Genomic DNA, 11818 nt, shown 5'->3' with positions numbered 1-11818 from the left:
CAGCACATTTCCGTCACTCGTTCGATATGCCGGAAAGATCCCCTCCGCCACGCCGATCAGCGGTGCTCATGTGTGACGGTTCGTTGGCGATTTCGTACACATTGTCAGTCGTCTTGGCAGGGACAGCGCGGGCCGCTACGTTCTCTTTCGACACTCCGTCAGCTAGGCCCCGGCATGCCCTGACGAGGGTGCAACCGGATTTCCGCCTTCCGTATTGTCGGAGGACCGTCAACTTTAGGCCATTCGACCGGGTCTGCGGAAGAGCCCGGCGAGGCACCAGAATGGACCCATGTCCCGACGCCGTTCCGCCGCCCGCGCCACCGCCCCCGCGCCGCGCCTGCTGCCCTCCTCGCCCTGCCCCTGCGGCCTGCCCGCCAGCTACGCCGAGTGCTGCGGCCGACTGCACCGCGGCCAGGCCGCCGCGACCACGGCGGAGGCGCTGATGCGCTCGCGCTACAGCGCCTTCGCCGCCCGCGACGAGGCCTACCTGCTGCGCACCTGGCACCCGGACACCCGGCCGGACTCCGTGGACTTCGACCCGGGGCTGCGCTGGCTGCGGCTGGAGGTGCTCTCCGGCACCGAGGGCGGGCCGTTCCACGCCGAGGGCACGGTGGCCTTCCGCGCCCACTACACGGAGGGGCGGGAGGAGGGCGTCCTCACCGAGCACAGCCGGTTCGTCCGGTACGAGGGCGCCTGGGTGTACCTGGACGCCCTCTCGCTCGGCTGACGCCGCCTCCCGCCTCCCGCCTCCGGGCCCCGCCCGCGCGGCGGACCGCCCCCGCTACGGCCGGCCGCCGCTACAGGTAGTCGTCGAGCCGGGCCAGCGCGAAGCCCTGCGCGGTCACCTCGTCGACCACCTTGCGCAGCAGGTCGGGCATGCTGCCGTTCCACAGGTCGGTACCGCGGAAGTGGGTGAGGATGACGTCGCCCGGGTGGAGCCGCTGGTCCTCGTAGCGGTACTCCATGCGGTCCGGGAACGCCTCCTCGTTCCACAGCGGCACCGCCTCGACGCCGCAGGAGGCGGCGGCCCGCAGGGTGTCCTCGTTGTACTCGCCGTACGGCGGGCGGAACAGCCGCGGGCGGACGCCGATCTGCTCCTCCAACTGGTCCTGCTGGCGGCAGATCTCCTCGCGCTGGGTGCCGTAGCCGAGCACCTTGAGGTTGCGGTGGTTGACGGTGTGGTTGTTCACCGCGTCGCCCCGGGCGGCGAGCGCGCGGAAGTAGCCGTAGTCCGAGCGGGCCAGGTAGTCCGCGACGAACGCGGACAGCGGGATCCCCAGTTCGGCGGCCATCCTGCTGAACTCCGGGTCCTTCTCGGCTCCGTCGTCCACGGTCAGGAAGACGATCCGCTCCTCGGTGGGCACCCGGTAGACCACCGGCGGCAGGCCGTTCGCGAGCTTCACCCCCTGGGCGGCGACCAGTTCGGGGCGGCTCGCCGGGGGCGGCGGGGCGGGCAGCGGCGGGCGCGCCAGCCCCCACCGCGCCGCCGTCTCCAGCACCGCCCGGGCGGCCCGCGCCTTGCGGGCCACGGCCTCGCCGCCGGCCTCCTCCTCCGCCCTGGCCGGGCCCGGCAGCACCAGCGGCGCCGCGGGCGGCCGAGGGCCGCCCCGGTCCGCCGCCGCACTCGCCCCGGTCCGCTCCGCCGACGGCGCCGCGGCGCCCCCGTCCGTCCCGCCGCACCCCGCGACCGCGGCCGCCAGGCACACCGCCGCGACCAGTCCGCCCCGCCCCCGCGAACGCCGCCGTCCCGCCGATCCCCCACCAGTACGACTATCTGATGGTCTGTTCATGGATCATCTGCTCCCCCGCCACGCCGACCGGCCAATCCCCCCGTCACCCACCCGGCCCCACCCGCCGGCGCATCCTCCCTGCTCACCCTCTCCGTCCGGCGCGGCGGGGATGATCGAAAAGGGCTCGCGAGGGGAGCGGCGGGCGCCCGATAATGCGCGCATGACGATCAGCACGCAGCGCGGCAGCACCGAACCCTGGGTGATCGGGCCCGCCGACGTCGGGTCCGCGGAGGCCCTCGCGCTGCTGCGGGACTACTACGTCGACGTCGCCAACAGCTACTACCGGCTGCACCTCGGGCGGGAGGGGACCCCGGAGGAGATCGAGACCGGGCTCGCCGACTCGCCCAGCGACGACCTCGCGCCGCCGACCGGCGTCTTCCTGCTCGGCCGGTACGCCGGGGAGCCCGCCGCCTGCGCCGGACTGCGGGTCGTCGACGCCGCGACCGTCGAGCTGACCCGGGTCTACGTCCGCCCCGAGCGGCGCGGGACCGGCGGCGGCCCCCGGCTGATGACCGCCATCGACGGGGCGGCGCGGGCCCTCGGCGCCGAGCGGATCGTCCTGGACACCCGGCTCGACCTGGTCGAGGCCCGCGCGCTGTACGCCCGCTGCGGCTACCGGGAGATCCCCGCCTACAGCGAGCGACCGTACGCCGAGATCTGGTACGCCAAGGACCTGGTCCGTGCAGACCGTTGAGCTGCTCTGCGACGCACCGCTCGACCGCGCCGTGCGCGCGGTCTGGCAGCGGCTCGCCGACGGCGGCGTGGACAGCCTCGCCGACAACCCGCACCCCGGGCACCGCCCCCACCTCACCCTGGCCGCCTGCGCCCGGATGCCCGACGGGGCCGTCGAGCGGCTGGACCGGCTCCTCACCGACGCCCTGCCGCTGACCGTCCGGCTGACCGGCCTGCTCTCCTTCTCGGCCCGCAGCCGGCGCCGGGTGCTCAGCTGGTCGGTCGTCCCGACGGTCGAGCTGATGCGGCTGCACCAGGGCGTCTGGGAGGTCCTGGAGCACGCCGAGGAGCCCGACCCGCACTACGTCCCCGGCCGCTGGTCCCCCCACGTCGGCCTCACCCGCCGCCTCGCCCCGGAGGACGTCACCCTCGCCCACGCCCTGCTCGGCCGCCACCCCGACCTCACCGGGGCCTTCGACGCCGCCCGCGGCTTCGACTCCGCGACCCAGCGGGCCCGCCCCCTCGGCAGCCCCTGAGGCGTGTCGGACCGCGGGAAACCCCCGGGGCGGAGCGCCGGCCCCCTCCGCCCCGGCGGCGGACCCCCGAGGGCCTCCGTCAGGCCTCGGTGTGGAACACGCCGATGACCTTGGCGTTCAGGTCGCACCACACCGTCGAGGTCTGTCCCGCCCGGACCGTCGGACCCACGTGGTGGTACACGTAGCCGTTGTCGAAGCGCTTACAGTCGATGCTGCCGTAGAACCAGTCGTTCGACCCGCCCTTGCAGGTGACGGCCGCGCCCAGGTGCCCCAGGCTGCCCTGCACGTTCTTGTACGTGCACCCGTAGAGGGCCGGGGCCGGGGTGGCCGAGGCCTGCGAGGCGACGCCGACCAGGCTCGCGCCCGCGAGGGCGAGGGTGGCCGCCACCGCGGCGATCCGAGGCTGACGAGACATGGTGTTCCTCCCTGTGGATGTGTGTGGCGTGCGCCGCGGGCCCCGTGTCCCCCCCGGGTCCCGGACGCACTTCGATGGTGCGGCCACGGGGGCGGCGGGGTCATTGGCCGACGGCGCAGGGTTCCTTGGCAGGGAGCGCACGGGCGGCCCGCCGGGCCCGGGCCGACCGCGTCATCCGTGCAGGGCCGCCGCCGGTTCGGCGGTGTCGGGCGGGGTGGCACCGGGGCGGGCGACGGTCAGCGTGGCGGCGGTGGCACGGGTGAGGGCGGTGGCGAGGTCGGCGCCGGTGCGGCGGGCGCGCCGTCGGTGCGGACGACGTCGGCGACGCACTCGCCGATCACCACGAAATGGGGGCTGGTCACGGGCTCGCTCCGGCCGGTCCGGTGGGCCGGCGGGGCTGCGGGACTGCGGGACTGCGGGGCTGCGGGGCTGCCGGCGCGGCTGTCCAGCCTACGAGGTGGCGGGAGCGGCCGCCCGGCGCGCGGGGGCATGAGTACGGCCGCCGGTCCTGGCCAGGCGCTCCGGCGGCCGTGGCCCCGTCCGTCAGGGGGCGGGGCTCTTCGACGGTATGACACTGCGCAGCCGCGCGGCCACCACAGTGGGCCGTCCGGGCGACGCCGCGTGTCGCCCGGATTGTCGGAGCTCTCTGCTACGGTCCGTGTCCGGTGGGTCGCTCCCCGGAACAGGGCCCGTTTCCCGAGGCGGGGCGCGGGTCCGCACGACACGAGAGAGGTGGTCGTCCTGTCCTGGCACCGTTCCGTCCTCGCCGGTGTGCTCGCGCTGGCGGCGCTCCCGCTCTGCGCGGCCCCGGCCCCGGCCGCGCCCGTCCCCGCCACCCGGGCCGCAGGCACCGGGGACCCCGTGTTCCCCTCGCTCGGCACCACCGCCTACGACGCGCTCGCCTACGACCTCTCCTTCGCCTACCGGCCCGCCACCCGGACGGTCGACGGCACCACCGTGCTGACCGCCCGCGCGCTGACCCGGCTCGCGGACCTGGAGCTGGACGCGCTGGGCCTGGACGTGCACGCCGTACGGGTCGACGGCCGCCCGGCCGGGTTCCGGGCGCACGACGAGAAGCTGACGGTGCGGCCGACCCGTCCGGTGCGGGCGGGCACCGTGCTGCGGGTGGAGGTCGAGTACACCGCCGACCCGCGCGCCCCGCTGCCGCACACGGGATGGGTGGTGACCCCCGACGGCTTCGCGGTGGCCGGGCAGCCGGACGGCGCGCACACCGTCTTCCCCTGCAACGACCGGCCGGGCGACAAGGCCCGCTTCACCGTCTCCGTCACCGCGCCGGACGACCTGCTCGGCGTGGCCAACGGCCTGCTCGACGCCACCGAGCCGCATCCCGACGGCACGACCACCCGGCGGTACGCCTCCCGCGAGCCGATGGCGACCGAGCTGCTCCAGGCCTCGGTGGGCCGCTACACGGTCCGCGCGCGCACCGGCCCGGCCGGGCTGCCGCTGCGCGACGTCGTGCCCACCGCGCGCGCCGCCGACCTGGGGCCGGCCCTCGCCCTGACCCCAGGCCAGCTGGCCTGGGCGGAGCAGCACCTCGGACGGTTCCCGTTCGAGACCTACGGGCTGCTGCCGGCCGACACCGACGACCCGGCGGCGTTCGGCTTCACCGGGCTGGAGACGCAGACGCTGACGCTCTACAAGCCGGGCTTCCTGCGCCAGGCGGAGCCGCAGATCGGCTCGCACATGATGCACGAGCTGGTGCACTCCTGGTTCGGCGACAGCGTCACCCCGGGCACCTGGGCCGACCTCTGGCTCAACGAGGGCCATGCCGACCTCTACGGCCTGATGTACCGCTACGAGCGCGGCTGGCCGGACTCGGGCGGCTTCACCACGCTCACCGACCGGATGCGCGACGTCTACGCCAGGGGCGACCAGTGGCGCCACGACTCCGGCCCGGTGGCCGCGCCGACCGCCGCGACGCTGTTCGACGCCCAGCGGTACACCGGCGGCGCGCTGGTGCTGTTCGCCCTGCGGGAGCGGGTCGGGCCGGAGGTGTTCGACCGGATCGAGCGGGCCTTCCTGCGGCGCCACCGCGACGGCACCGCCACCACCGCCGACTACCTGCGCACGGCCGACGAGGTGTCCGGCCGGCCGCTGAGCGCCTTCCTGCGCGAGTGGCTCTACGGCGAGCGGACCCCGCCGATGCCCGGTCACCCCGACTGGACGGTGGATCCGGTGGATCCCGGCGCCGCCCGGCGGACGGGAGGGGTGCCGCACGGGTCGGGGACGCTCTGAGCCGGAGGGGCCGGAGGGGCCGGAGGGGCCGGAGGGGCCGGAGGGGCCGGAGGGGCGGGAGGGGCGGGAGGGGCCGGAGGGGCCGGAGGGGCGGGAGGGCGCGGCGGCGGGCCGCGGGCGGCCCGCCCGGCCCGGCGCGCCCTGCCGGTGCCCCCGAACGCCCTCCGCGCGCCCTTGGCGGGCGGTGGCGGGCGGCGGATCGTGGTGACCACGGCCCGCCCGCCGCCCGGCCGAGTCCCGGCCGGCTCGCGGGCCGTCCAGCGTCCACGCCCGGCCGCTCCCGCCGCCCCTCCCGCCGCCGCCCCACCCCCGCGGGGCCCCGGCCGGACCGGCCCGGGGAAAATGGGCCCGTCACCCCGACAACCCGGAGCGGCGCCCAGCGCGTTCAGCAGCCGTGAGAACGACAGCGAGGACCCGGCGGCCACGGCCGACCGGCAGGACCGCCGCCACCGAGGTGGCGGCGCGGGTGACGGAGACGGTGGCGGGATCGGTATGGCAGGGGCGGCGGGATGAGGAACGCGACACCGGACTTCGAGGAGTTCGTCGCCGCCCGCAGCCCCCGGCTGCTCCGGATGGCCTGGCTGCTGACCGGCGACCCGCACCTGGCCGAGGACCTGTTGCAGACGGCCCTCGCCAAGGTGTGGCCGCGCTGGGAGCAGATCTCGATCGACCGGCCCGAGGCCTATGTCCGCAGGGTGCTGGTGAACTCGCACGTCTCGTGGTGGCGCCGCCGCTGGCACGGGGAGCTGCCGCACGACCAGTTGCCCGAGCCGCCGACGGTCGCGGACCCGTTCGACGGTGTGGTGCTGGGCCAGGTGGTGGCGGCCGCCGTCCGGGCGCTGCCCGCCCGGCAACGGGCGGTGGTGGTGCTGCGCTTCTTCGAGGACCTCAGCGTGGAGGACACGGCCGAGGCACTGGGCTGCACCACGGGCACCGTCAAGAGCCAGACGCACCGCGCCCTGCAGTCGCTGCGCGGCCGGCTGCCCGCCCGGGAACTGCTCCTGGACGGAGGCCGTCGTGACGGAGCCTGAGTCCACGGCCCCGGACGCCCGGGACCAGGAGACGGTCGAGGACCGCGAGGTCGCGAACGAGCTCCGGGTCCTGCTCCAGCTGGCCGCCCCCCACCTGCCGACGCCCGAGGACCGGATGGAGCGCGTGCTGGCCCGGGTGATCCGGACCCGCCGTCGCCGCCGCCGGGCCGCCCTGGCGGGCGGACTGGGCATCGGTCTGACCGCCGCCGTGCTGGCCGCGGCCCCCGCGCTGGCACCCGGGCCGCCGGGCACCGCACTCGGCCCGGCCGCCTCCGGCCCGGCCGTCACCGCGTCGCCCAGCGCCTCGCCGAGCGCCGTGCCGGACGACGGGTCCGCCGACACCACGACGGTCACCTTCCCCCTGCTGGACGACCTGGCCGTCGACGTTCCGGACAGCTGGTACAGCCTCACCGCGCAACCCGGTGCCGAACAGCCGGATCCCACCGTCTACCTCGCCTCCCAGCAGATCTCCGGCGCGGCCGGCTGCCCGATCCGCGACGGCCGGCAGGACCCGGTGTGCATCTCCTCCGGGATGCTCCTGGACGACGGCGTGCTCATCACGCTCCGGCTGATCCGCGACCAGGCGGCGGTCACCAAGTTCCAGGGCGAGGCGGAACCGACGGCGACCCCGCAGGCCACCAAGGAGTGCAGTCTGCGGGGCGGTGTCGAACAGCTGACCCGGCACCGGCCGCTCGTGCTGGACGGCCGACTGGAGCTGGTCCAGCTGACCGCCTGCATGCGGCGCCCTTCGAGCGAGACCCTCAAGGCCGTGGCCTGGACGCTCACCTCGCTGCGCCCGGCCGGGACCGCGCCGGACCGCGCGGCGGCCCCGGCGCTCCCGTCCCCCTGGGCCATCCGTTCCGTACCGGCGGTCGGGGCGAAGTGACGGACCGGCCGGCGTGACGGACCGGCCGTCGGTCTCTGGGGGCGCGTCGCAGGCCCGGCGCGCCCCCTGGGGGCCGGCGGGCCGTAACCCGGGTGGCGGAGCGTCGTTGGAGGGGGCATGAAGAAGCGCAGCATGCTCGCCGTCGCCTCGCTCGCCGTGGGCGTCGTGGCCTCCCTGACCGCCCCCAGTGCCCACGCCGCCGACGGTCAGGCCGACCTGACCGGGCCGCTCCGGAGCGGGCCGCTCGCCTCGGTGCCGGACGCCCTGCCGGGGCAGGTCGCGGACGCCGGCGCCGTGGTCGGCCAGGCCACCGGCCATGTCACGGGCGAGGCGCCCGGGCTGGTCGGCCTGCCGGTCTGACGGCGGGCCGACGGGGAGGCCGGTCCGGCCCGGTCAGCCCAGCGGGGTGCCGAGGTCCTGGGTCCAGTAGAGGCCCCCGGGGCCGGCGGCCACACCGATGCCGACGTCCTTGAAGGCGCAGTCCAGCATGTTCGACTGGTGGATGCCGCCGTCCATCCAGCGGGAGAAGACCACGGCCGGGGCGCTCGGCCCCCGGTCGAGGTTCTCGCCCCACTGCGACCAGCGGTAGCCGGCCGCGGTCAGCCGGGTGTCCGCCCGGCCGCCGCCGGGGGCGGCGTGGTCGAAGTAGTTGCGGGCGACCATGTCCTCGGAGTGCTTCTGGGCGGCGGCGTGCAGCCTCGGGTCGATCCGCAGCGCGGCGCAGCCCCGCCGGGCCCGCTCGGCGTTGACCAGGTCGACCAGCTGGCGCTCCGGGTTGGCGGAGCCGGCCGGGGCCGTGCTCGGCCGGGTGCTGCTCGGCCCCCCGGTCGAGGTGGGCGTCGGGCCGGGCGCCGCGGCCTGGGTCTCCGCCGGGGCGGGTGAGGCGGCGGCCGACGGGGACGCACTCGGGCTCGGCGGGACCGGTCGGTCCGTCGGCACGGCGGGCGCCGGGGCCGTCGCCGCCGGGGTGTCGAGGGCGGTGGCCGGGGCGGTCGCGTCGGGGGCGGGGTCCTCCGGGCCGGAGTGCTGCGGCCAGACCATCGCGAGCGTCGCCGCGGCGAGCACCGCCGCCGTCCCGCCCGCCAGCACGGTCTTCCGGCGGGCGTACCCGGCCCAGCCGCCCGAGCCTCCGGCCGGGTCGGCGGCAGGTGCGGCGGGCGGTCCGGCGGGCGGCGTTCCCCCCGCCGCTCCGGTCGCGTCGGCGGAGCCCGGGGCCCCGCCCGCCGTCGCACCCGCGGCCTGGAGGGCGAGCCCGCTCGGGGCGTCCATCGGCACCGGGACCAGCGCCAGCCCGGCCAGCAGCCCCTCGGCCGGGAAGAGGTCGCGCCCCAGCCCGTCGCAGGCCGCGCAGTCGCGGATGTGCCGGGCTATGCGCTTGCGCCAGACCGAGTTCGGCGTGCCGTCCCAGCCGGCCGTCAGCTCGGTGAGGTCGGGGCAGCGCGGGTAGGCGGTGAGCGCGCGGACCACCACCCGGCCTGCCTCCAGCTGCTTCTTCATCCGCTGGACGCGGACCGCGGCGTGCTGCGGCGTCAGGTCGAGCGCCTCGGCGAGTTCGGCCCGGGTCAGCTCACCGCCGGCCTCCAGCCACCAGAGGGCGAGCAGTTCCCGGTCGTCCGGGTCCAGCCAGCGGGTGGCCTCGGCGACCTCCCGGCGCTGTCCGGAGAGGCCGAGCCGGAGGATCGTCAGATCGGTGAAGTCCGCGCGCGGGTCGGCGAGCTCCCAGCTCTCGTCCAGGCCGCCGACGGCCGCCTGCTGCTGGCCGGTCGACCGGCTGCGGACCTGGTTCATGGTGATCGCGACCAGCCAGGAGCGGAACGCCTCCGGGTCCCGCAGGCCCTCCAGCCCGTCCAGGGCCCGGATCATGGTCTCCTGGGCGATGTCGTCCACGTCGGCGTGGCCGTTCAACGCCCGGCCGGCGACGTTGTAGACCAGCGGGAACCAGGCGGCGACCAGCGCCTCGCGCGCCTGCGGGTCACCCGCCTGGGCCGCGAGCACCAGGGTCGTCCCGGTCCTGCTCTGCACGTCAACGTTCATGGGTCCGCACTCCGTCTTGCTGTCGTCCGTCCGCCGTTGCCTCCTCGGAGACCTCTGGGGAGTGCTCAGATAACAACAATTCGCGCTGATTCGGAAAATCGGACTCGGGCCGGCCTCGCGGGGCGATCGTCGCCGCGGCCGTCACGGCGCCCGTCACGGCGCCCGTCGCAGCGGCTGTCACGACGCCCGTCATGACGGCGCGGCGAAGACCTGCGTCCACCAGGGCCCGCCCGAGCCGGTCCGGACGCCGACGCCGATCTGCTTGAAGGAGCAGTTGAGGATGTTGGCCCGGTGGCCGGGGCTGTTCATCCAGGACTCCATCACCGCCGCCGGGTCCTTCTGGCCGCGCGCGATGTTCTCTCCCCAGGTGCTCCAGCGGTAGCCGGCCGCCTCGATGCGCTGGTCGGCGTGGGTTCCCTCGGGGCTGGCGTGGTCGAAGAAGTTGCGGTCGGCCATGTCGTCGCTGTGGACCTGGGCGGCGGTGGCCAGCCGGGAGTCGGCGCTGAGCGGTCCGCAGCCGGCCTGCGAGCGCTGGACGTTGACCAGCCCCACCACCTGCTGGGCGAAGGAGCCGTTGGCCGAGCCGCCCGGGTTGGCGGTGGCGGTCGCCCGCGGGGCCGTCGCGGAGGGCTTGGCGGCGGGGGTGGTCGTGGCGGGGGCCGGGGCGGTCGGCTTCTGCGGATCCCCCGCCCCGCCGGTGGCGGCGCCGGCGGGCGCCGTGCCCGCGGCCGGGTCGCGCGGCGCGGCGGAGGCGGTGCCGGGCGCGGCGGAGGCGCTCCGGCCCGGGGCGGCGGTCGGTGCCGAGGGCGTCGCCGGGGTCGCCGGGGCGGTGCCGGGCGCGGGGTCGGCCGTGGCGGCGCGGGCCTGGTCGGTCACGGCCGGCCCCGGGGCGACGGCGCCCGCGCCGGGCACCTGGATGCCGTTCAGGTCACCGGCCTCCGCGCCGATCAACGGCTCGTAGGAGGCCGCCCGCGCGGCGGCGTCGGCGCCCTCCTCGCCCCGGTAGACCGCGTACCCGGCGCCGGTCAGCGCGGCGATCACGCCCGTTCCGGCGACGGCTGCGACCACGGCCACCACCGGCCCGACCCCGCGGCGGCGCCGTCGGCCGTGGCCGCGGCGGCGTTCCGCGGCGCGGCGCGCGGCGCGCCCGCCGGGGCCGGGGTGCCCGGTCGCGGGGAGGATGGTCGTCCGGTCTTCGCTGTTCACCTGCGCGCACGCCTTCTGTGTTCGGGCCGTCGGGTCCGCCGGAGGGTCCGGCGGACGGGTGCCGACACCTGGGAGACCGGCGGGCGGTGACCGGATAACAGAAAAGTGCGAACGGATTTCCGAACGGGCGGCGCGGGCTGCCGCGCGGTCCGCTCAGGCCTCGGCCGGGGGCATGTCGTAGGTGACGAACGGGATGCGGGTGGCGACCCGGTCGTACAGGCCGCGGGCCCGGTAGTTGTCCTCCGCGGTGATCCAGCGGACGGCGTTCCAGCCGCGCTCGGCGGCGATCTCGCGCAACCGGGCGAGGAGGAGGTCGACCGCGCCGCTGCCCCGGGCGGCCGGGGCGACGAACAGGTCGTCCAGGAACCCGGCGACCGCGCCGTGCAGCGGACGGACGAAGGGCCGGTAGTGGGCGAGCCCGACCGGCGTGCCGTCGGCGTCGCGGACCAGCAGGCCGTCCAGTTCATGGGCCGGGTCGGTGAGCCAGGACCAGACCAGGCCGGCCTTCTCGTCGGGTGCCGGCACCCGGTAGAAGGCGCAGTAGCCCCGGAACAGCTCGCGCCAGGCCTCGAAGTCGGCCTCGGCGGGCGCCCGGACGGTCCAGCCCGCAGGGGCCGGGGCGGACGGGGCGGACGGAGTGGTCGGGTCGGTCGGCTCGGTGGTGTCCGAGGCGGCGGTGTCCGAGGTCATGGCGGGGCTCCCCCAGGGTGGCGGTGGACGGTGTGGCCGGATGAGCGCCAGCATGACGTCCCGTCGGCGGCGAACCGATCGACGGTGCGGCCAAGAAGTCCGCACCGGCCACTCCGTTCCGGCAGCCCGCACAGCCCCCCGGCCGCGCGGTATCCGGCGCGCGCCGGGGGCCCCGATCACCGATCCTGGACACCCGGCCCGACGCCCCCCGGGAACGTGTCCGACCGTGCGCGCCGGATCAGCGGGCGGCTCCCCCGGTCCGGCGGCCGGGGCCGACGGCGGCCTGCGGGAACGCCACACGA

At 76.6% G+C, this 11818-nt stretch carries 13 protein-coding genes; 7 read left to right on the top strand and 6 right to left on the bottom strand.

What is annotated here, in order from left to right; all coding sequences use genetic code 11:
- The first annotated feature begins 289 nt into the window (after positions 1-289).
- Entirely contained in the window at positions 290-727 is a 438-nt protein-coding gene (locus ACFVFS_RS28210; RefSeq protein WP_380627520.1) for a YchJ family protein, read from the top strand.
- A 70-nt stretch (positions 728-797) separates the two neighbouring features.
- Here ACFVFS_RS28210 and ACFVFS_RS28205 read toward each other — a convergent pair whose 3' ends face one another.
- Positions 798-1577: a polysaccharide deacetylase family protein gene (locus ACFVFS_RS28205; protein ID WP_380627519.1), complete on the bottom strand. Its 780-nt coding sequence runs from the start codon at positions 1575-1577 to the stop codon at positions 798-800.
- Positions 1578-1950: 373 nt separating this feature from the next.
- Between ACFVFS_RS28205 and ACFVFS_RS28200 the strand changes: the two genes are divergently transcribed.
- Both ACFVFS_RS28200 and ACFVFS_RS28195 read left to right on the top strand, forming a co-directional pair.
- Complete coding sequence (locus ACFVFS_RS28200; RefSeq protein WP_380627518.1) at positions 1951-2484, top strand: GNAT family N-acetyltransferase; 534 nt, start codon at positions 1951-1953, stop codon at positions 2482-2484.
- Entirely contained in the window at positions 2471-2998 is a 528-nt protein-coding gene (locus ACFVFS_RS28195; protein ID WP_380627517.1) for a 2'-5' RNA ligase family protein, read from the top strand. Before ACFVFS_RS28200 ends, ACFVFS_RS28195 begins: the two co-directional genes overlap by 14 nt.
- Before the next feature lie 79 nt (positions 2999-3077).
- Here the strand turns inward: ACFVFS_RS28195 and ACFVFS_RS28190 are convergent, their stop codons facing one another.
- Positions 3078-3413: a hypothetical protein gene (locus ACFVFS_RS28190; RefSeq protein WP_380627516.1), complete on the bottom strand. Its 336-nt coding sequence runs from the start codon at positions 3411-3413 to the stop codon at positions 3078-3080.
- Between the two features lie 171 nt (positions 3414-3584).
- Complete coding sequence (locus ACFVFS_RS28185) at positions 3585-3743, bottom strand: hypothetical protein (protein ID WP_380627515.1); 159 nt, start codon at positions 3741-3743, stop codon at positions 3585-3587.
- A 402-nt stretch (positions 3744-4145) separates the two neighbouring features.
- Here ACFVFS_RS28185 and ACFVFS_RS28180 point away from each other — a divergent pair, with 402 nt between their 5' ends.
- From ACFVFS_RS28180 to ACFVFS_RS28165, 4 genes are all read left to right on the top strand, one after another.
- On the top strand, positions 4146-5669 hold the full coding sequence (locus tag ACFVFS_RS28180) for a M1 family metallopeptidase (RefSeq protein ID WP_380627514.1): 1524 nt from the start codon (positions 4146-4148) through the stop codon (positions 5667-5669).
- 509 nt (positions 5670-6178) lie between these two features.
- Entirely contained in the window at positions 6179-6700 is a 522-nt protein-coding gene (locus tag ACFVFS_RS28175; RefSeq protein ID WP_380627513.1) for a SigE family RNA polymerase sigma factor, read from the top strand.
- On the top strand, positions 6687-7586 hold the full coding sequence (locus tag ACFVFS_RS28170) for a hypothetical protein (protein ID WP_380627512.1): 900 nt from the start codon (positions 6687-6689) through the stop codon (positions 7584-7586). Before ACFVFS_RS28175 ends, ACFVFS_RS28170 begins: the two co-directional genes overlap by 14 nt.
- A 117-nt stretch (positions 7587-7703) precedes the next feature.
- Positions 7704-7946, top strand: coding sequence for a hypothetical protein (locus tag ACFVFS_RS28165; protein ID WP_380627511.1), 243 nt, complete (start codon positions 7704-7706; stop codon positions 7944-7946).
- Between the two features lie 33 nt (positions 7947-7979).
- Here ACFVFS_RS28165 and ACFVFS_RS28160 read toward each other — a convergent pair whose 3' ends face one another.
- From ACFVFS_RS28160 to ACFVFS_RS28150, 3 genes are all read right to left on the bottom strand, one after another.
- Positions 7980-9620 (bottom strand): sigma-70 family RNA polymerase sigma factor, encoded by a 1641-nt coding sequence (locus ACFVFS_RS28160; RefSeq protein WP_380627510.1) that lies wholly within the window; start codon positions 9618-9620, stop codon positions 7980-7982.
- Positions 9621-9809: 189 nt separating this feature from the next.
- A complete protein-coding gene (locus tag ACFVFS_RS28155) occupies positions 9810-10826 on the bottom strand; it encodes a CAP domain-containing protein (protein WP_380627509.1) in 1017 nt (338 codons plus the stop codon).
- 153 nt (positions 10827-10979) lie between these two features.
- Positions 10980-11516, bottom strand: a complete 537-nt coding sequence (locus tag ACFVFS_RS28150; protein WP_380627508.1) for a GNAT family N-acetyltransferase — start codon at positions 11514-11516, stop codon at positions 10980-10982.
- Positions 11517-11818: the final 302 nt, after the last annotated feature.

This window comes from Kitasatospora sp. NPDC057692 (assembly GCF_042799475.1).
Classification (GTDB): Bacteria; Actinomycetota; Actinomycetes; order Streptomycetales; family Streptomycetaceae; genus Kitasatospora.
Note: the sequence above shows the minus strand (reverse complement) of the source record. Positions and strands in the feature narration are given on the sequence as shown.